This window comes from Pseudomonas sp. HP_01 (assembly GCF_055284355.1).
This window is the reverse complement of the sequence record NZ_JBTOPV010000023.1, coordinates 255,212-276,029: the sequence shown is the minus strand read 5'-3', so window position 1 is coordinate 276,029 and position 20,818 is coordinate 255,212. Positions and strand designations below refer to the sequence as shown.

At 61.8% G+C, this 20,818-nt stretch carries 14 protein-coding genes; 13 read left to right on the top strand and 1 reads right to left on the bottom strand.

The window, feature by feature from the left end:
- Positions 1 to 397 precede the first annotated feature (397 nt).
- A complete protein-coding gene (locus ACYAR8_RS14820; RefSeq protein ID WP_463580293.1) occupies positions 398 to 979 on the bottom strand; it encodes a hypothetical protein in 582 nt (193 codons plus the stop codon).
- Positions 980 to 1,576: 597 nt separating this feature from the next.
- On the opposite strand from ACYAR8_RS14820, the gene ACYAR8_RS14815 reads away from it, so the two are divergent.
- From ACYAR8_RS14815 to tssM, 13 genes are all read left to right on the top strand, one after another.
- The gene (locus ACYAR8_RS14815; protein ID WP_074887839.1) at positions 1,577 to 2,326 is read left to right on the top strand and encodes a hypothetical protein; all 750 of its coding nucleotides are present in this window, start codon (positions 1,577 to 1,579) and stop codon (positions 2,324 to 2,326) included.
- A 69-nt stretch (positions 2,327 to 2,395) separates the two neighbouring features.
- Positions 2,396 to 2,929, top strand: coding sequence for a type VI secretion system contractile sheath small subunit (tssB, locus tag ACYAR8_RS14810; protein ID WP_062387737.1), 534 nt, complete (start codon positions 2,396 to 2,398; stop codon positions 2,927 to 2,929).
- 14 nt (positions 2,930 to 2,943) lie between these two features.
- The gene (gene tssC / locus ACYAR8_RS14805) at positions 2,944 to 4,446 is read left to right on the top strand and encodes a type VI secretion system contractile sheath large subunit (RefSeq protein ID WP_074887836.1); all 1,503 of its coding nucleotides are present in this window, start codon (positions 2,944 to 2,946) and stop codon (positions 4,444 to 4,446) included.
- A gap of 27 nt (positions 4,447 to 4,473) precedes the next feature.
- Positions 4,474 to 4,956, top strand: coding sequence for a type VI secretion system baseplate subunit TssE (tssE, locus tag ACYAR8_RS14800; RefSeq protein WP_065988945.1), 483 nt, complete (start codon positions 4,474 to 4,476; stop codon positions 4,954 to 4,956).
- The gene (tssF, locus tag ACYAR8_RS14795) at positions 4,956 to 6,788 is read left to right on the top strand and encodes a type VI secretion system baseplate subunit TssF (RefSeq protein ID WP_463580292.1); all 1,833 of its coding nucleotides are present in this window, start codon (positions 4,956 to 4,958) and stop codon (positions 6,786 to 6,788) included. The genes tssE and tssF overlap by 1 nt, the downstream gene beginning before the upstream one ends.
- Positions 6,752 to 7,822, top strand: coding sequence for a type VI secretion system baseplate subunit TssG (gene tssG / locus ACYAR8_RS14790; RefSeq protein WP_463580291.1), 1,071 nt, complete (start codon positions 6,752 to 6,754; stop codon positions 7,820 to 7,822). Before tssF ends, tssG begins: the two co-directional genes overlap by 37 nt.
- Positions 7,819 to 10,416, top strand: a complete 2,598-nt coding sequence (gene tssH, locus ACYAR8_RS14785; protein ID WP_463580290.1) for a type VI secretion system ATPase TssH — start codon at positions 7,819 to 7,821, stop codon at positions 10,414 to 10,416. Before tssG ends, tssH begins: the two co-directional genes overlap by 4 nt.
- A 38-nt stretch (positions 10,417 to 10,454) precedes the next feature.
- The gene (gene tssJ / locus ACYAR8_RS14780; protein ID WP_074887825.1) at positions 10,455 to 11,228 is read left to right on the top strand and encodes a type VI secretion system lipoprotein TssJ; all 774 of its coding nucleotides are present in this window, start codon (positions 10,455 to 10,457) and stop codon (positions 11,226 to 11,228) included.
- Positions 11,221 to 12,564, top strand: a complete 1,344-nt coding sequence (gene tssK, locus ACYAR8_RS14775; RefSeq protein WP_463580289.1) for a type VI secretion system baseplate subunit TssK — start codon at positions 11,221 to 11,223, stop codon at positions 12,562 to 12,564. The genes tssJ and tssK overlap by 8 nt, the downstream gene beginning before the upstream one ends.
- Positions 12,561 to 13,358 carry a type IVB secretion system protein IcmH/DotU gene (gene icmH / locus ACYAR8_RS14770; protein WP_074887818.1) on the top strand — a complete coding sequence of 266 codons (798 nt, stop codon included), beginning with the start codon at positions 12,561 to 12,563 and terminating at the stop codon, positions 13,356 to 13,358. The genes tssK and icmH overlap by 4 nt, the downstream gene beginning before the upstream one ends.
- A gap of 30 nt (positions 13,359 to 13,388) precedes the next feature.
- Positions 13,389 to 17,327, top strand: a complete 3,939-nt coding sequence (locus tag ACYAR8_RS14765) for a type VI secretion protein IcmF/TssM N-terminal domain-containing protein (protein WP_463580288.1) — start codon at positions 13,389 to 13,391, stop codon at positions 17,325 to 17,327.
- 67 nt (positions 17,328 to 17,394) lie between these two features.
- Positions 17,395 to 18,321 carry a type VI secretion system-associated protein TagF gene (tagF, locus tag ACYAR8_RS14760; protein WP_463580287.1) on the top strand — a complete coding sequence of 309 codons (927 nt, stop codon included), beginning with the start codon at positions 17,395 to 17,397 and terminating at the stop codon, positions 18,319 to 18,321.
- On the top strand, positions 18,318 to 20,813 hold the full coding sequence (tssM, locus tag ACYAR8_RS14755) for a type VI secretion system membrane subunit TssM (RefSeq protein ID WP_463580286.1): 2,496 nt from the start codon (positions 18,318 to 18,320) through the stop codon (positions 20,811 to 20,813). The genes tagF and tssM overlap by 4 nt, the downstream gene beginning before the upstream one ends.
- Positions 20,814 to 20,818 lie beyond the last annotated feature (5 nt).

Genomic DNA, 20,818 nt, shown 5'->3' with positions numbered 1-20,818 from the left:
AAATAGCGGTGTGTCAGGCAGGGCATCCGTCACAGGCAGATTGCTTTCGCGGGCAAGCGCGCTCCTACAGGGGATTTTCGCAAAGCACACCACTGTCAGCGTTCACATGATCCGTAGGAGCTGGCTTGCTGGCGAACGCGGTGTGTCAGGCAAGCCATTCGTGACAGACAGATTGCCTTCGCGGGCAAGCGCGCTCCTACAGGGGATCTTGGTAACGCATGCACTCGTCGGCGTTCATGCAACCCGGAGATCTTTGGCAAAGCGCACCATCGTCGGCGCTCACGCGATCCGTAGGAGCCGGCTTGCTGGCGAACGCGGTGTGTCTGAAACGAACATATCGACTGACACACTGCCTTCGTGAGCAAGCTCACTCCCACAGAAACCAGTCAGTCAGTCACTAAATATCCGCACCGAGCTGTGCGCCAGACGCAATCACGGTCACATACTCGTCGAACAATTGGACCTGACCACCGACCCTGCTCCATCCCCGATACGATTCCGCGTCCCTCCTGTAGCGGGCAAAGGCTTCCGATTCCGGTCCGTCCGCGAACAGTGAAGCTATGGCTGCGCTCTGGAAGTACCAATAAATTCCGTCACATTGCTCGGTGGCTTTAGCGCTGGAAAGGTCGATCGCCCTGGACCGCCATTGCGCTGCAAGCTCACGTCCCTCTTCCCGAGAAGCGTCTGGCAGCGCTCGCCCGCCATTCTTTTCGGCATCGTCCACATAGGCGTGATACCTGGCGAGTAATGCCTTATCTCTTTCCCAGACCGAAGGACAAACGGGCGGCGGCGTCGCGAACGCACCAGGCGCCGGACAAACCGGCAACCCGCTCAGAAGTTGCTGCACCCGCGACAACGGCTGCTCCTGCCCCCGCTCCTTGCCGTCGGCAGAAGCTGACTCTGACTTCGACCCTGGCACAACCTCCTCCGCCCGCCCCGCGCGCCCCAGCACCGCCCTCAACCAGCCTCGCACTTCCATCACCCGCTCCCTTGATAAATCCCTTCCACAAAAACGACGCTCAGCCCAAGCCATCGACCCAAGCCACAACCCGGCAAACTACACCACCCCGCGCCCGAGAAAATCGAGACGCCGCACAAAAAACCACAGATTCGTCACCGCTCCAGCAAAGCTCTTTTGCATCGATTTTCCTTAGTTGTCCGGTAAGTTCAGATCAGTAGGTGAACCGGTTCACCTTTCGACCCTTTTCTTTAAACCTGCCAAAGGGATCCAATAAAACCCTGCAGCCCTTGAATCACAAGGCCTGGAGCCATTTCCAAGCTAACCGCAGCGACAGTACTGGCCATAAAGCATCATTGCGGCCTGTATCAAATGTGAGAAAAACTTCGCGTCTGTAGGAACTTTCCCACACAATTAACTGCCTGAGCTGACACTGCTGGCTACTAGCTATCGGTGTTCGGCCACGTTTCACGCGCCTAATCTTCGCAGCGAGTTTTCGGGATGACGTTCATCCGGACTGCTTCTCGAGAAGGTGTGCCAGCCGGGCAACGCGTATCTCTTCACGCTGTCTCGTCGCATTCGCCGCATTGTTGAGAAAGGTTCAGGGACGATGTACCCATGACTCAAACGTTTGACGTAGAAGCACTCATAAAGCTGCGCAGCCAGACCCGGGCTATTTCCGACGTGCTTAAAGCACAGGCGTCCGATTACCTGGCCACGCTGGCGCTGCTGATCCGTCCGCAGAATCTGTTCGGTGAGTACCTTCAGGGTGCCCAGCGCAGCAGTGGCCGGGAGACTCAACACCACTTCAAAGAACTCAAAGAGCTGTACGACAGGATTGGTTCGGCGTCTCCGTTCCAGTTGGTCAATGAGATGGAAGTGCCGCTGAACCTGATCAGCACCACGCCCGAGCTGTTTCCGCTGGAATACGACAAGGTCCTGGCCGACAGCGGCCAGACCATCCGCATCACCAGCCCGACGCGCTGGGTGATCGGCTTCAATTCCTTTGATCTGGCGCGCTTTCGCAGCGTCATCAAAGACCCTAACCGCAGCAGCGCCGAGTTGTACCGCTTCGTCGTGCACTACCTGGTGCTTTTTTATTGCGTGAGCAAGTCACCGGGCCTGAACCGTCTGTTCGACGGTCTGCGTTTTCCGGTGAGCTTCGAGCGACTGAAGGATTTTGGCGACTTGCCGTTCTGCGTGATCAGCTCCCCGGTGCGCTCGACGCTGCCGGACGACTCGGTCATTCGCAGCAGCACGCAGATTGCCGGCAACGCCAGTTTCGAAGAACTGGTGGGCCAGGACAGCATCATGGAAATGAAAGATGAGATTCGTCAGCGCCTGCTGATGACGATCGAAGGACTGTAAAGCACTCGGCTCAACGTCGAGCCGACACGCAAAATGACTTGCAGCGAGTTGCTCGCACAGGAGAACACGATGGCGAAGAAGGAAAGTACCCAGCACAAACTCGACCGCGTTCGCGCCCCTCGGGTCCACATCACCTACGACGTCGACATCGGCGATGCTCAGGAAAAGAAAGAGCTGCCCTTTGTCGTCGGCGTGCTGGGCGATTTTTCCGGCAACCCCCTTGAGCCGCTGCCCAAGCTCAAGGATCGCAAATTCATCTTCATTGACCGCGACAACTTCAATGGCGTGCTCAAAGGCATCAAGCCGCGCCTGGCCTATCGCGTCGACAACACCCTGGCCAAGAACGGCACGCAGCTGGGCGTCGAGCTCAACTTCAACGCGCTGGAAGACTTCGAACCGCAGAACGTGGTCAAGCAAGTCGAGCCGCTGCGCAAGCTGCTGGAAGTGCGCAACAAGCTCGCCGACCTGCGCAACAAAATGGGCGGCAACGACAAGCTCGAAGAGCTGTTGATGGACGTGTTGCAGAACACTGAAAAGCTGAAAACGCTGGGCAAGGAATTCGGTCGTGAAGCCGCCGTTCCCGCCACCGACGCCAAAGAGTAAGCAGGAGCACGACCATGAACGACAAACAAACCGTGGCCCAGCCGGACACTGATCTGGTTGAAGTGGAAAACTTCGCCCCACAGTCTTCGCTGCTCGACAGCATCATTTCCGAAAGCCGTGTCGCCCGCTCCGAAACTGAACGCACCCGCACCCGTGATCTGATCGGCGAGCTGGTGGGTCAGGTGCTGGAAGGCGAAATGACGCCAAGCAAAGACCTGATCGCCGTGCTCGATGCGCGCATCGCCGAGATCGATTCGATGCTCTCCGAGCAGATGAACGAGATCATGCACGCCCGTGAATTCCAGCAGCTTGAAGCGTCCTGGCGTGGCCTGAAATACCAGGTCGATCAGACCGAGACCAGCACCACGCTGAAGATTCACCTGCTCAACGCCTCGAAGAAAGACCTGGTCCGCGACCTCAAGGCCTCGTCGGAATTCGACCAGAGCGCGCTGTTCAAGAAGATCTACGAAGAAGAGTACGGCACCTTCGGTGGCGCTCCGTTCGGCATGCTGCTGGGTGACTACGAGTTCAACCGTAACCCGGAAGACATGTACCTGCTCGAAGAGATCTCCCACGTTGCGGCCGCCGCCCACGCGCCATTCATTTCGGCTGCGTCGCCCGAGCTGTTCGGCTGGGACTCGTTCACCGACATGTCCGGCCCGCGCGATCTGGCGAAGATCTTCGACACCGTCGAATACGCCAAGTGGAAGTCCTTCCGTAACTCCGAAGACTCCCGTTATGTCGGCCTCACCCTGCCCCACGTGCTGGGTCGCCTGCCGTATGGCCCGGATACCACGCCGGTCGAAGAATTCAACTTCGTCGAAAGTGTCGATGGCCGTGACCACAACAAGTACCTGTGGATGAACGCTGCCTACGCTCTGGGCACTCGGGTCACCGACGCGTTCTCGCGCTACGGCTGGTGCGTGGCAATTCGTGGTGTCGAAGGCGGCGGTCTGGTGGAAGGTCTGCCGACTCACACGTTCAAGACCGATGACGGCGAAATCGCCCTCAAGTGCCCGACCGAAATCGCGATCACCGACCGCCGCGAGAAAGAACTCTCCGACCTCGGTTTCATCCCGCTGGTGCACTGCAAGGGCACCGACTACGCGGCGTTCTTCGGCACCCAGTCGACCCAGAAGCAAAAGCAGTACAACACCGACATCGCCAACGCAAACGCCCGTCTTTCGGCGCAGTTGCAGTACATCTTCGCCACCTCGCGTATCGCTCACTACATGAAGGCGATCATGCGCGACAAGGTCGGCAGCTTCGCTTCGCGCAAAGACGTCGAGATGTTCCTCAACAAGTGGCTGTCCAGCTACGTGCTGCTCGACGACACCGCCAGCCAGGAAGCCAAGGCCAAGTTCCCGCTGCGTGAAGCCCGCGCCGAAGTCTTCGAAGTACCTGGCAAGCCTGGCGTGTACAAGGCCGTGACGTACCTGCGTCCCCATTACCAACTGGATGAGCTGACGGCGTCGCTGCGACTGGTCGCCGAATTGCCGCAATCCACACGCGGTTAACCGGTCCGGATCTGCCAGGGAGGCAACATGAGTAGCCAACACAAGCTGTTGCCGTCACTGCTGGACCGGTTGCTGGACGACCGTCCGCACCAGTCCGTTGAAGCCTCGGCGCAACGCTTGTGTTCGCTGGCCGATTACAAGGCCAGCATCGTGCGTGACCTGGAAATTCTGGTGAACACCCGCCAGTCGCTGGTGGCTGGCGAACTCGCCGGTTTCCCGCAACTGCCTGGGACGATTCTCGATTACGGCATGCCCGATTTCACCAGCAAAAGCGTGCTCGACCCCCAGGACCGCTATCTGATTCAGCAGCAGCTGGAGAAGGCGATTTCCGACGGCGACCGGCGCTTTCGCAGCGTCAAGGTACAACTGCTCGCACAACAAACCGGCCAACGCATGCTGACCTTTCGCGTTGACGCCGTACTGCGCCTGCAAGACATCTCCCGTCAGGTTTCATTTGACGCGGTGTTGCAGGTCAATACCCAGGAATACACAGTACAGAACCTCAACTGATGCTCGACGACCTGCTCCCCTATTACGAAAAGGAACTGTCGCACCTGCGCTTTCTGGGCCAGGAGTTCGCGAGCCAGTACCCGAAAATCGCCTCCCGGTTGCTCATCGAGGGCGATAACTGCGAGGACCCTCACACCGAGCGGTTGATCGAGGCGTTTTCGTTTCTGGCGGCACGGGTGCACAAGAAGCTCGATGACGAGTTTCCGGAAATCGTCGAGTCGTTCCTTGAGGTGCTGTACCCGCACTACCTGCGCCCAACCCCGTCGATGTCCATCGTCGAGTTCACCCTGGGCAAGAACGAGAAAGTCACCGACGCCTATCGCGTGGCGCGTCACACCGAGATCCACGCCACGCCCATCGACAGCGTGGTGTGCAAGTTCCGCACCTGCTACCCGGTCGACCTGTGGCCGATCAGTGTCCAGCAGGCCTCGTTCGTCGAGATGGAACGCTCAGCGTTCAACGGCCACAGCGCTGACCTGGTGGCGCGTTTGCGCATCGGCCTGACGGCGACCTCGGACGTATTGTTCGGCCAGATGGAACTGGACTCGCTGCGCTTTTTCCTCGACGGCGAAAGCACGCTGATGCTGCAGCTCTACGAGTTGCTCTTCAACAACCTGGCCAAAGCCACGCTCACTTTTGAAGACGAAGGCCGTATGCGCGAAGTGGCGCTGCCGGCCAACGCGTTGAAGGCTGTCGGCTATGGCCTGGATGAAGGGCTGGTGGATTACTCGGAACGTTCATTTCTGGGCTACCGGCTGCTGCACGAATACTTCACCTTCCCGGACAAGTTCATGTTTTTCGACCTGTCCGGTTTCGGACGCATTCTGGCGGGCAAGGCCCTGGGCAAAGTCGAGATCAGTTTCTACTTCTCCGACTACGACCTGCACGACCGGCTGGCGCGCCTGACGCAGAACATCGGCCGCGCCAACTTCAAGCTCAACTGCACGCCGATCATCAACCTGTTCCGCCAGCAGGCCGAGCCGATCACCCTGACCCACGCGCAGCATGAATACGCCATCATTCCGGACGTGCGCATGCAAAACACCGCCGAGGTGGTGTCCATCGACCAGGTGCGCCGGGTCAAGAAAGTCGGCGGGCTGGAGCAGGTCACCAGCTGTCATCCGTTCTTCGAGCCGCGCGCCGATCAGGGGCCGGGCAACAGCTTCTGGATCGCCCGCCGACGCCCCTCCCAGAGCCGGCAACGGGACGGCACCGACATGTTCATTCGGGTGGTCGACCGGGATCTGGAGCTGATCAACTCGGCCAGCGATACCTTGAGCATCCGTCTGACCTGCAGCAACCGCGACCTGCCTTCACTGCTGCCCTTCGGCGGCGCGCGCGGGGACTTCAGTGTCCCGGCAGGCTCGGTCATCGACGACATCCGCTGCCTGCGCAAGCCCACCGCATCGGTGCGCGTGCCACTGGGCAACGGGGTGATCTGGCGCCTGGTCTCGCACCTGTCGCTGAACCACATGTCGCTGGTCAGCAAAGGCCGCGACGTGCTGTTGGAATTGCTGTCGCTCTACAACTACCGCAACACCTCGGCGATCCGTAAGCAGATCAACGGCATCGTCTCGGTGAGCAGCGAGCCGGTGGTCGCTCGGATCGGCCACCCGCGGCCGAACTTCGTGCGCGGCGTCGGCATCACCCTCAAATTCGATGAAAGCCAGTACACCGGCAGCGGCGTGTTTCTGTTCGGCATGGTGCTCGACCATTTTTTCGGCCAGTACTGCTCGATCAACAGCTTTACCCAATTAACCCTGCGCACCTTGCAGCGCGAAAAGAGAGTGGTCCAATGGCCCCCGCGAACCGGCGATCAACCCCTGGTCTGATCGACCAGGCACGGGCTGAGCCGCACCGATTCGAATTCTTTCAGTTGGTGCGTTTGCTCCGCCTGCATTACAGCAGGAACGGGCGAATGGACCTGCAGACGCGGCCCCATGAAGACCCGTTGCGCTTTCGCTCGCAGCTGTCGCTGAATTTTCCGGCAAGCGAAGTCAGCGACATGAAGTTCGAGCGCGAGGGCAAGGTGTCCGCGGCCGGGCTGCCGCTGACCGAAGTGCAGGTGACCTTCATGGGCTTGGTCGGGCCGTCCGGCGTATTGCCGCGCCCGTACACCGAGCTGTTGCTCGACCGCCACATTCAGTACCGGGACGACGCTGCTCACGCGTTTCTTGACGTGTTTTCCCATCGCATGACCACGCTGTTCTACGAGGCCTGGCAGAAATACAAGTTCTACATCGAGTACGAGCGCAATGGCACGTCGGACTTCGATCGCTACCTGCTGCACCTGGTGGGTTTGGGCCCGCAGGCGCAGAAGCAAAAGTTCGGCCCTGAAGGCTCACCGCTGCGTCGGGAGCTGTTCAGCTATTTCTCGGGGATGTTTGCGCAGAAGCCGCGCAACGCGCTGAACCTGCAAGTGATGCTGAGCTTTTACTTCTCGCTGCCGTTCAAGGTCCGGCAGTTCGCCGGGGGCTGGCTGAAACTCGACGTGAGCCAGTGCACGCAGCTGGGCCGCAAGAACGCCGCCCTCGGGCAGAGCGCCGTGGTCGGCAACCGGGTCTGGGATTACCAGTCCAGCGTGCGCATCGACATCGGCCCGTTGGCGCTGGCCGACTACCAGCGTTTTCAGCCCGGCACCGAGGACTACCAGAAGCTGGTGGAACTGGTGCGTTTTTACGTCGGCGCGCACCTGGATTTCCAGATCGCGCCGACCCTCAAGCGTGAAGCGGTGCCGCTGGCAAAAATCGGCCGTCAGGGCAACGTCGCGCTGGGCTGGCTGGGCTGGTTGAAACGTCCGGGCGCCGATGTCGAACCGGCCCGTTGTGCTCTTTTCCATATTCCTTTTGATGGGGTCTCACTGTGAACCTGAAGTCGCTGTTCGCCAAACTGAACGAAACCAGTCGCACAGCCACAGAAGGCGCTGCCGCCCTGTGCTTGTCAGAAAACCATTACGACGTTGAAGTCGAGCACCTGCTGCTGCAGCTGCTGGAAAACAACGACAACGATTTGCCGGCGATCCTGCGTCATTACGACGTGGTTCCCGAGCGCTTGCAGGCGCAGTTGGTCACGGCCCTGGGCACCTTCAAAAAAGGCAACACGCGCACGCCGGCCCTGTCGCCGCACATCACCCGGATGATCGAACAGGCCTGGGTGCTGGCTTCCATCGAATTCGGCCAGAGCCAGATCCGTACCGGCTACCTGATTCAGGCGTTGCTGGACGATGACGAGCTGCACCGCGTGGTCGTGGCCTCCGCTCCGGAGCTGGAAAAAATCAACGCCGACGACCTGCGCGTCAATCTCGCCGCACTGGTGGAAGGCAGCCCGGAATCCGGCTTGGCCAGCCCGCTGGAAAGCCCGAAAGCCGCCAACGGCCGCGCCGTTCAGGGCAACGGCAAGACGCCGGGGCTGGATCAGTACACCATCAACCTGACCCAGAGCGCTCGCGACGGCCGCATCGATCCGGTGCTGGGCCGCGAGTTCGAAGTGCGGCAGATGGTCGACATTCTGACCCGTCGCCGGCAGAACAACCCGATCCTCACCGGTGAAGCCGGCGTGGGTAAAACCGCGGTCGTTGAAGGCCTGGCGTTGCGCATCGTTCAGGGCGACGTGCCGTCGGTGCTCAAGGACGTGGCGATTCACACCCTCGATTTGGGGCTGCTGCAAGCCGGCGCCGGGGTCAAGGGCGAGTTTGAGAACCGCCTGAAGTCAGTCATCGAAGAAACCAAGCGCAGCCTGCACCCGATCATCCTGTTCATCGACGAAGCCCACACGCTGATCGGTTCCGGCGGTCAGGCCGGGCAGAACGATGCCGCCAATCTGCTTAAGCCGGCACTGGCCCGGGGCGAGCTGCGCACCATCGCCGCGACCACCTGGGCTGAATACAAAAAGTACTTCGAGAAAGATGCCGCCCTCGCCCGCCGCTTCCAGGTGGTCAAGGTCGAAGAGCCGGACGAAGACAAAGCCATTTACATGCTCCGTGGCCTGCTCGGCAAAATGCAGGAACACCACAAGGTCACGGTCATGGACGAAGCGCTGGTGCAGGCCGTGCGCCTGTCCAACCGCTACATCACCGGGCGTCAGTTGCCGGACAAAGCCGTCAGCGTGCTCGACACCGCCTGCGCCCGCGTGGCCCTGGCGCAGTCGGCACAGCCCGGCCCGCTGGAAGACTGCAAGCGCCAGATCGACAACGTCCAGGCTGAGATCTCGGTGCTGGAGCAGGAAGCCGCCAAAGGCAGCGACCACTCCCGCCGTCTCGCTGCACTGAACGAGGAGTTGCAGAGCGTTCAAAAGACTCGCGAGACGCTGGAGCAGCAATGGCAGCGCGAGCTGGATCTCGTCAAGAAACTGGCTGAACTGGGCAGCGTCGAGACACCCGATGTCAGCGAAATTTCTGCCGTGCGCGCCGAGCTGTCCGAGGTGCAAGGCGAGCAACCGCTGGTCCACGCCCTGGTCGATGGCGGCACCATTGGTGAGGTGATTTCCGGCTGGACCGGCATCCCGCTGGGCAAGATGCTGCGCAACGAAATCGACACCGTGCAGCGCCTGCCGGCACTGCTGGGTGAACGCGTGCTGGGGCAGGATCATGCCTTGGCGGAGATCGGCAAACGCATCAAGATCTCCCGCGCACGCATGGAAGACCCGAACAAGCCCATCGGCGTGTTCCTGCTGCTGGGCCCCAGCGGCGTCGGCAAGACCGAAACCGCCCTGGCGCTGGCCGACACCCTGTACGGCGGCGAGCGTAACGTCATCACCATCAACATGTCCGAGTACCAGGAAGCCCACACCGTTTCCAGCCTCAAAGGCTCGCCGCCGGGTTATGTCGGTTATGGCGAAGGCGGCGTGCTGACCGAAGCGGTGCGGCGCAAACCCTACAGCGTGGTGCTGCTGGACGAAGTGGAAAAAGCCCACCCGGACGTGCTTGAGCTGTTCTTCCAGGTCTTCGACAAGGGCGTGCTGGATGACGGCGAAGGTCGCGAGATCAACTTCCGCAACACAGTGATCATCCTCACTTCCAACACCGGCACCGATCGCATCATGCAGCGCTGCCTGAACACCACCGAGCAGCCGACCCCGGACGAGATCGTCGAGGACCTGCGCGACGAGCTGAACCAGGTGTTCAAGCCGGCCTTCCTGGGGCGTCTGACCATCGTGCCGTACTACCCGGTTCAGGACGAGATTCTGGAGCGCATTGTTGCCCTGAAGCTGGAGCGCATTCGCAAGCGTTTCGAGCGCAATCACCAGGCCGTGCTCGGTTACGACGAGGCGCTGGTCAAGGCCATCGCGGCGCGCTGCACCGAGGTCGACAGTGGCGCACGCAACATCGACAACATTCTGTCCAAGACCCTCATGCCGGAACTGTCCCAGCACGTGCTGGAACGCATGGCCCAGGACAAACCGATTCAGAGCCTGAACATCGAGCTGGGCAGCGACGGCGGTTTCGCCTACCGACTGGTTTGAGCTGGCTGGATTGATCGAGCATTCATAGGTATGCAGTCATGAATATGCGAAACAGGGAACGTCTTTGCGCCGGGGCTGGCTGGGCCACCCGCGTGGCCCTTCTGACGGTCGTGATGGCGCTCACCGCCTGCGGCATCACCGACCGCGCCAGCAAGCGCGTCGATGACACGTGGGCCGGCGACATGCTGTTCGGCGACAAGGAAAAAGTCATCCTCACAGCCGACGGCGGCAACCAGCTCAACCCCGATGAAAGCGGCCGGCCGCTGTCGGTTGTGCTGCGGGTCTATCAGCTCACGGCGCTTGAGCGCTTTGCGTCCATCGACGCCGATTCGCTGTGGGACAACCCGCAGCAGGCCCTCGGCAATACGCTCATCGACAGCCAGGAAATCACCCTGCTGCCGGGCATGGGCCAGATCGACCAGTGGCCCCTGAACACGGCCACCGGCTATGTCGGCATCGCTGCGTTCTTCCGCTCCGATGAGAAGAGCCACTGGAAAGTCGCGTTCGACGCCAACTCCCTGCGCAAGGACGGCATCTGGTTTTCCTCCGACGGCCTGCGCGTGTTGGTCGACAACAACCATGTGCTGGCGGTGCGCGGCCAGGATGTGCTGAACAAGCCGCAGACCGAGGCGCAGTTCGCCAAAAGCAATGTCATGCCCTCGCCCTCGCCCGCCGCCAATGCAGGCAATCCGTCACTGACTCAACAGGTGCAGGACGCAGCGGTGCAGAAGGCCCAGGACACAGCGGTCGACTCCGCTCAAAAAGGCGCGCAGTCAAAGTTCGATTCATTAGTGGAAGGCGTTCATGAGTAAGCAAAGCCGCGTGATGTGGTCCGAAGGCATGTTTCTTCTGCCACAGCACTTCCAGTACCAGGATGAATTCCATCAGCACCAGCTGAGCGAATCGACGCTGCGCGCCACGCCCTTCCATTGGGGCGTGCAGGCCATGCAGATCGACGAAGAAGCGCTGGCCGGCGGGTCCCTGCAATTCAAGCGGCTGAAGCTGGTGTTTCCCGACGGCAGCCTGTTCGACGCGCCGTCACATGATCCGCTGCCGGCTGCGCGGGATTTGCGCGAGTTGCTCAAGGGCAATGACTTCAAGGTCTACGCCGCCTTGAAGCTGCCTGAGCCGTTCGGTCTCAATTACGTCGAAGACGGCCAGGAGCAGAAAAGCGCGCGGCGTTTCCGCAAGCAGTTCGACACCCTGCCCGACCTCAACGAAGGCGATCTGGAAAACGAGATCACCAGCCTGCGCCTCAACGTGGTCATGCTGATCGACGGCGACACCCTGGACGGCTACAGCTACTGCCCGATCGCGCGCCTGTCGCGCAACAACATCGGCGGCTTCAGCCTCGACACCCAGTTCGTACACCCAACCTTGCACCTGGGCACCCACGAAACCCTGATCGGCCTGGGCAAGCGTCTGCTCGGCGCGCTGCACTCCAAGAGCAAGGCGCTATCCGGCCGCCGCCGCGAACGTGCCGACCAGATTGCCGAATTCGGTTCCAGCGACGTCACGCTGTTCTGGTTGCTCAACACGGTCAACCGCGCGTACCCGAATCTGGCCCACTTGCTGGCTCACCCGCGTCTGCACCCGGAGCGTCTGTACCTGTTCCTGGCGGAGCTGGCCGGCGGCTTGCTGACCTTTTCGCTGGACGTCGAACTCAACGACATCCCCGAGTACAACCACCACGACCCGGCGGCGTCGCTGGTCACCCTGGACCAGATGATCCGAACGCTGCTGGACAACGTCATCCCGAACCAGTGCATCGTCATCAACCTGACCCAGACCAAGCCCTCGTACTGGCAGGGCCAGTTGCACGATCCGCGTCTGGTCGATGCCGACTTCTACATCTCCGTACACGCCGACATGCCCGGCTCCAGCCTGCTGGAACTGGTACCGCGGGCGGTCAAGGTCGGCTCGCCGGAAGACATCGAAGTGGTGGTCAACAGCGCCATGCCCGGCGCCACGCTCAACCATTCGACGCGATTGCCCAACGCCATTCCGGTGCGTCTGGACAACCACTACTTCTCGATCGAACCCCATGGCCGGGTCTACGAACGCATGATGAGCGCCCAGGCGATCTCGTTCTACGCACCCAGCGCTTTCACCAACCTCAAGCTTGAACTGATGGCAGTACTCAAATGAGCGAAGCCGTAATGCAAGGCGCCATGGCCGCCGACCAGCCAAAACCGACCCTCAAAGACCTGGTGCAGGAATTCATCAGCATGGCGCTGATCCTGCGTCGTGGCCGTCAAGTGACTTCGGTCAGCGCCTTCGAGGAGAGCGTGGACAGCTTCTTCGCGACCCTGGAGCGGGAAGCCCGCGCCTCGGATTACAGCGTCGAGCAGGTCAAGGACACGCAATACGCGTTGTGCGCGTTTCTCGACGAAAGCGTGCTGCGGGCCAAAATGCCCGAGGCGCCGGTCGTGGTTAAAGCCGACGGTGCTCCCCCTTCAGCCAACGCCGCACTGGCGGCGCCGGCCGAGAAGGTCAACGAGCTGCGCCGGCACATCGAAGTGTCGCCGCTGCAATTCCGCCACTTCGGCGTGCACCTGGCGGGCGAAGGTTTCTTCGACAAGATCGAGACCCTGCGCGCCGACGTCAAACGCAACCTCGACGTGCTGGAGGTGTATCACCTGTGCCTGGCACTGGGTTTCGAAGGCAAATTCAGCGTCGGTGAAGGCAAGGATCAATTGCGCTATCTGGCCAACACCCTCGGCCAGGACATCGCCCGCTATCGCAAGACCCCCAAGGCGCTGTCCCCGGACTGGGCGCTGCCGGATCAGGTCTCGCAGATGCTGCGCCACGAGGTGCCGGTGTGGGTGTACCTGGCGTTGATCGCACTGGTCTGTCTGGCGGTTTACCTGACGCTGGACTGGCTGCTGGGCAAGGACGTTGCCTTATTGTCCGAACACATCAGCCAATTGTTCAGTGCCTGAGCACTACTCGGGTAAGCGGGTCAGGAAGACATGAAAACACTACTTCGCGCTCTAAAAAGTTTCTGGTTCATCCTCATCGCGCTGTGGCTGGCGAGCCTCGTCGCGTGCGTGGTCGTGGCGACGCGCAGCCAATGGTCGCGGGAATACCTGCTTCAGGTCATGCTAGTGGTCAGCGCGTTCTATGTCTTCGTCGGAATATTGCGCCAGCTGCGACGCATGTCCGCGGAGCGAAATCTAGAGCGTCTGGTGCACCATGAAGTCGACCGCTCATTGCCGGCCGACGGCGATTTCCGCGACCAGCAAGTGCTGCGTGATCGCCTCAAGCACGCGATCACCATGCTCCGAGCCGATCGCTCGGCAGGCGGCGGCGGTTCGTCGGCACTGTATGAGCTGCCGTGGTACCTGGTGATTGGCCAGTCAGCGGCGGGCAAGACTTCGCTGCTGACCCGCTCGGGGCTGTCGGCCACCACCGCCGGAGGCCAGAGCAGTGGCGAAAGCGGCACCCGCCACTGCGACTGGTACTTCAGCCCTGAAGCGGTATTGATCGACACGGCCGGCCGTTACCTCAATGACGACCAGTCGGCGAGCGAATTCACCGCCTTCCTGCAACTGCTGAAAAAGCAGCGCAAGAAAACCGCGATCAATGGTCTGGTGCTGGTGGTCAGCCTGCCGGAACTGCTGGCGGCCACCGCCCAGGAACGTGCGGAGATGGCGATCCAGCTGGTCGCGCGCATCGAAGAATACAGCCGCAGCCTCGACGCCCATCCGCCCATCTACCTGATGCTGAGCAAGACCGACCAGTTGCCGGGTTTCAATCAGGCCTTCGACGGTCTGGACCTGAACGAGCGTCAGCAGCCGCTGGGCATGACATTCGCCCTGTCGGAAATCCGCACCCAGGGCTTGAAGACGGTCCTCGACAGCAAACTGAGGAACTTGCACAACGGCGTACAGCGTCACGTCGATGCGCAGATGATCAGGCTCGGTTCCGACGCCAACAGCGCGCTGCTCAACTTCCCCAATTACTTCGCCGAGCTGTCCAGCGTGCTGGTGCCGTTCCTTGAGCACTTCACTCAACCGGCCAGCCACGGCAGCCCCTTGCTGCTGCGCGGCCTGTACTTCACCAGCGCGCTGCAGACCGCCGAGCAGCTGAGCCAGGTGTTCGACGACGATCTCGCCGAATCCTTCGCTCTGCAGCCAGCCAGCGACGGCGCCCAAACCGCCCAGGCCAATGGCCGGAAAACAGGCGACCGCAGCTACTTCATCACCGACACCTTCCGCCGGGTGATCTTCCCCGATCGCGAGCTGACCTCGTATCAATCCCGCGACGGCCGCGACAGGTCCATGACGCCGGTGGTCATCGCCGCCGCACTGCTCGCAGGTTTCGGTTTCATCGGCTGGCAGGCGCTGTCGTTCCAGCACAACCGTGAGTGGATCGCCGCCCTGCAAGACAAACTGACCGAGCTGAGCGACGCCCCCGACCGCGCCCAGCGCATGGCCGCCGGTGAAGGCCTGGAGCTGCTGCGCCATGAACTGGCGCAAATCGAAAAACACCGCGCCAAGGGCGTGCCGCTGCAATTGAGTGCCGGCCTGTATCGCGGTGACGAAATCTTTGCTGCCGCGCAAACAGCCTATCTCCAGCAACTGCGCAGCCAGGCCCTTGAGCCGGTGGCGCTGAAGCTGCAAATGCAGATGCGCGCGTTCAACGAGTTCACCAAATCCGTGGACCCTCAGAACGAACTCGGTGCCACTGCTGGTAAGTCAAGTGACAAGCCCGGCAGCAAGCCCGGCAAAGGCCAAAAGCTGGTGGATCGCGGCGTGCGCGGTTTGACTGCCACCACCGGCAAGCCGAGCCTGAGCAGCATCCCGCGCAGCGTCGGTGATGTCGGCAGTCGTCTCAAAGGCGCCGTGCGCAGCAACGTGACCAAGACCCGCGAAGCCGCCCTTGCCGATCTGCGTAATCCGGCCACGGCCAGTGACGCAGCGGAACTGTCGGCCACCACCGGCGGGCTGTCGTTGTCCGAAGAAATGCTAGGGCGCCTGGATGAGCAACAAGTGGCCTCGATCATCGAGTCCTACAACTCGCTCAAGCTGTACCTGATGCTGACCCAACCGAGTGCGCACTCGGACCCGGAATTCGTCAGCGCTGCCTTGCCCGTTGCCTGGAGCAACACCGCTTCGGCGGACAGCCCGGTGAGCGATGAAGTGATCGCCGACAACGTGCCGATGTACGTGCAGTTGCTCAAGACCGGACAGGCCCCTGCCCTGCCCCGCAATGATCAACTGGTCGAAGAAACCCGCAGGAGCCTCAAGTCGTTCATGATTTCCAGTTCGCTGGTGGACCGTGAATACCTGCGCCTGCAACTGGAAGCCAGTCGCCAGTTCCCCGCCGTGGGCCTCAACGAGCTGGTGCCGTTGCCCGGCCGTCAGTTGCTCTATGGCAGTGAGGCGGTGCCGGCAATCTTCACCCGCCAGGGCTGGGACGGTTTCGTCAAACCCGAGTTGATCAAGCTGATGTCGAGCAACCTGCGCAACGAGTCCGACTGGGTTCTGGACGGCGACGGCGGCGACAGCATCATCCAGAAAGCCAACTTCATGCGCGAGTTCATGGCGCGCTACAAGCGTGACTATGCCCAGTCCTGGTACACCCTGCTGAGCAGCATCGGCGTGCGCCACTTCACCGACATGGCCAACGCCACCCAGCAGTTGTCGCTGCTGAGTGACGTGCAGAACTCGCCGGTGAAAATCCTGCTGTCCGGGGTCAACGACAACACCCAGTGGGACGTGCCCGCGCCCCAGGTCAATCAACAGGCCGGCACGCCGAAGCCCGATGATTTCTGGAGCAAGGTCACCGGGCTGGTCAGCGGCCCGCAAGCGCCGACCGCTGCCATGCTCTCGCCGCTGCCTGCGGTGGATGACGGCAGCCTGGCCCAGCGCTTCGAGCCGGTGTCGCGGGTCTTCGCGACGCAGAACGCTGAAGGCGCCGACAGCACGATCATGGATCGTTACCTGGCGGCACTGCGCAAACTGAAAGTGCGGATGAACAACATCCAGCGCTCCCAGGACGTCGGCAAGAGCAGCAAGCAGCTGATCAGCGAAACCCTGGAAGGTCAGCCGAGCGAAGTCACCAACGTGCGCAACTACGTCGAGACCACGGTAGACAGTAGCCGGGGCAGCTTGTCGGAATCGCTGCAGGGCCTGTTCAGCCTGCCGATCCAGTTCGCCTGGGAAACCCTGCGCGACCCGGCCGGCCAGCAGATCGCCAAGGCCTGGGCGCAGCAGATTGCCAAGCCGTGGGAACAGGTCATGGCGCACCGTTACCCGATTGCCGCCGGCAGTCGCAACGAAGCCTCGGTGAAGGACCTGCAGCGTTTCGTCGACCCCGAGTCCGGCCTGCTGCCGAACTTCAAGCGCAACGAAATCGGCAACCTCTCCGGCGGTGAAGGCCTGGGCATGAGCAGCGGCGCGAAGGCTGCGCCGCTGGTCAACCCGAACATGGTCACCAGCATCGACAAGGCCAGCTCCCTCGGCCAGGTCATCGCCAGCCTGTCGGACAAGGAAAACGGCTTCGAAATCATGCTGGAGCCGTCGGCGTTTTTCACCGACATCATCTTCACCCTCGACGGTCAGGTGCAGCATTACCGCAACGGCAAAACCAGCTGGAGCCGCTTCTCCTGGCCGGGCACCACCACCGCACCGGGCGCACGTCTGGACGTCGTCACCCTGACCGGCGAACGCATCACCGTGTTCGACTACCCCGGTCGCTGGGGCCTGCTGCGCATGAACGACAGCGCGCGGGTTGATGACCTCGACGGCATCCAGCAGCGCTTCAGCTGGAACACGGCCAACGGTCAGGTCAGCCTCGCAGTGCGCAACTACGGTGGGGTCAAGCTGACCGACCTGGCCAACGTCAAATCCCTGAGCGCGCTGAACACGCCGTCCAAGGACGTGGCGCAAGGATCGGCGAAGTGATGTGCGTTGCGCAGGTTCTTGAACGCGGTCTTCAAGGCGGGCTTATGAACCGTCGGGAGGGCAATCGATGATCGGCTGCTTCGGCAAGCTGCCGTCGAGCGCGGACTTCGTCAGCCTGCATGGCGCGGCGGATGACGTCTGCGAGTTCGACGGCTGGCTGCAGACGTCCCTCGCGGCGATTCATGCGGGCGAAGACTGGCGGGCGCAGTTCGATCGCCTGCCGGTGTGTTTCTTCTCGTATCGCGCGCGCTCGGGCAACTGGTTGCTGGGCGGGCTGGTCAGCTCGATGGATTCCAGCCAGCGACGCTACCCGCTGTTCATCTACCAGACCGTGAAGGCAGGCGACGGCGAGCCGCTGGTCAATCCGTTCACCTTGAGCGAGCTGTTCTGCGCGCAGATCAAACCGTTGCTGCACCTCGGTGCCCAGGGCGAGCAGGCGGCGGTGCTGTTCGAGCGGATAAAGGCGCTGCGCCCGTTGCAGGGTCAGGATTTCGCGTTGTTCCGCCAGGTGCACGAGAAATTCCTGCGCAACTTCAACCTGCGGGACATCGCCACGGCGCTGGGTCACTCCTGGCCGGAGTTCGTCACCAACGCCGTGCTGACCCGCCTGCATGCGCTGCGCCGCCCGCTGAATCAACCACAGGCGCCGGGCATCAGCCTGCCGCTGCCCGCCGAACGCGGCCTGAAAAACCCGACGGCGGACCTCTGGGTCGACTGGCTGACACGGATGAAAACCGGTCGCGTGTCGCCCCAGATCAGCGTGCTGGCCGATGACTTCATGCGACCCAAGTTGCTGTGCTTCCCGTCGCGCAGCAACACCGGGCTGTACGCGGCGCTGACCGATCCGGCCGGGCGCAGTGAGCATTACGACGTGCTGGCGGACTTCGCGGCGTTCGATGAACACCACCGGCCGCCCCAGTTTCCCGACACCGACCGCCCCCTTTTTGACGTCATCGACCGTTTTGTCGACGCGCTGGATGTGAAGTCTGTATGAACAAGCTCAAGTATTACCTGCTGCGCTACCAACCCTACATTCTGGGGGTGTGCTTCTTCCTGACGATCTTCATCGTCTGGGGGCTGGGCCGTGCGCTGGACTTCAGTTCCCTGGGCAGCCTGCTGACCGGCATCGCGGTCTTTCTGCTGCTCTCGATCGGCTACGTGCTGTTTCTCTACCGGAGCAACTCGCGGCAGCACAACCTCGAAGGGCTGCTGCGCGACGACGCCGATCAGGCGGTACTGAACGCAAGCCCCGCGGACCGGGAAGAAGTCAGCCTGCTGCGCGAGCGCCTGCTGCAAAGCATCGATCGCCTGCGCAGCAACACGCCCCGCGGCACTCGCGCCAAAGACGCGCTGTACGCCCTGCCGTGGTATCTGGTGGTCGGTCAGCCAGCCGCCGGCAAGAGCACCATGCTGTATCAGTCCGGCCTGAACTTCCCCTACGCCGAGCGCGAAGGCGTTCGCGTCGCCGGGCTGGGCGGCACGCGCAATTGCGACTGGTTCTTCAGCTCCGAAGCGGTGCTGCTGGACACCGCCGGACGCTACATGACCGATCAGGAAGAAGCCGGCAAATGGCGCGGTTTCCTGCAGCTGCTGCGTCAGCACCGCCAGCGTCGTCCGCTCAACGGGCTGATCGTGACAGTAAGCATCCACGACATTCTGCAGGCCTCGCTGGAAGATCAGGAACGTCTGGCCAAGCGCCTGCGTGAACGCATTCAGGAAACCTACTCTCTGCTGGAAGTGCGCCTGCCAATTTACCTGGTCTTCACCAAATGCGACCTGGTACCGGGCTTCGCGCCGTTCTATCGCCAGCTCGACGAGGTGGCCCGTGGCGAAGTGATGGGCAAGACCTTCACCCACAAGGACTATGAAAAAGCCGACTGGGCCCAGCGCTTCGGCGTTGCCATGGACGAGCTGGTCAATTACTGGAAGGAAGCGGCCAGCCAGCAATTGGTGTTGCAGGACATTCAGATCACCCGTCGGGATTCGGCGGTGTACCGGTTCCCCCTGGAACTCGCCGCGCTCAAGCCTAGGCTGCAACTGTTCGTCGACGCCCTGCTGCGCGCCAATCCGTATCAGAACGCCGAGCTGCTGCGTGGCTTCTACTTCACCAGCGCACTGGATGCCGACGCGCCGGAGCTGGGTGGCCATACCCGTCAGGTCAGCGAGCGCTTCTCCCTCGAAGCCGAACAAGCCGCCGCCATCGGTCACGCCCAGCCGCAGCCGCTGTTCATCAACAGCCTGTTCCGCAAGGTGATCATCCCCGATCAGCATCTGGTGGCGCTGTACACCAGCAATGTCCGCGAACGCCGTCGCAAGGCCGCCTGGATTGGCGGCGCCAGCCTGATTGCGCTGCTGCTGTGCGGCGTATGGGGCTGGTCGTTCTGGAACAACAAGACCGAGATCCAGACGCTGTCGTCTGAACTGACCGCCGCTGCGGCCCGGGACGATGGCACGCCGGGGCAGTACACCGACTGGCAAACCCTTGACCGTCTGCGCATCGGGACCGCCGACTACTACGCGCGACACCATGATCAGGGTGTGCCGCTGCGCCTCCGTCTGGGCCTCTATCAGGGTTATAACGTCGAACCGCTGGTGCGTGCGCGTTACTTCAGCCGACTGGAAACGGTCATGCTCAAGCCGACCGCCGACAACCTCACCCGCTCGCTGTACCTGCTGACCACGATCAAGGTCTACCAGCGCAACGCCAAAGACCTGATGCCGGTGACCGGCGTTGACAGTGTCGAGCCGCGCGCGCTGCCCAACGACAACCGCGCGCAGTCCATTGCCGACTTCGGCAAGGCGACGCTGGAGACTTACGTTCAGCTCTCGCGCTCCCAACGGGAAAAAGCCGATCCGGCCTTCCTCAAGGCGAAGATCCCTGACTATTGGTACCCGGCCATCGCCAAGCAGACCGGCAAAACCATCGGCGCTGCCGGCGCTGCGACGAATTCGGGCACGGACTACGAGCTCGCCAGCCGCCAGGTCAATTTCTACAGCGACCAGATCCACGAACCCGACGTGCCGAGGATTCTCGACAACGCGTTCCTGACGTCGAGTTCGCGCAATTACATCAACAGCCTGCTCTCGCAATCGCTGCGCTCCATCGAGACCATCACCCTGGAATCGGACACCCTGTTTGCTTTCGGCCGTGCCGATTTCCAGAGCCTGAAAACCGAGGGTCAGGGTCAGCTGAGCGCCATCGCCGGCAAGCTGCTGAGCACGCCGAACATCGGCAAGATCATCATCGCCGGTCACGCCGACCAGCTTGGCGATCGCCAGGGCAACCTGCAGGTGTCCAGGCAGCGGGCGCAAACCATCAAGACCTATCTGGTCGGCAAGGGCGTGCCCGCCGAGCTGGTGGAAGCCGTGGGCGAAGGCAGCGAGAAGCCGCTGGTCAAGTGCGACATGCAGCAGCCGCGTGCGCAGCTGATCCAGTGCCTTGAACCTAACCGGCGCGTAGAAATCGAGGTGCGTGCGCTCAACTGATTGCG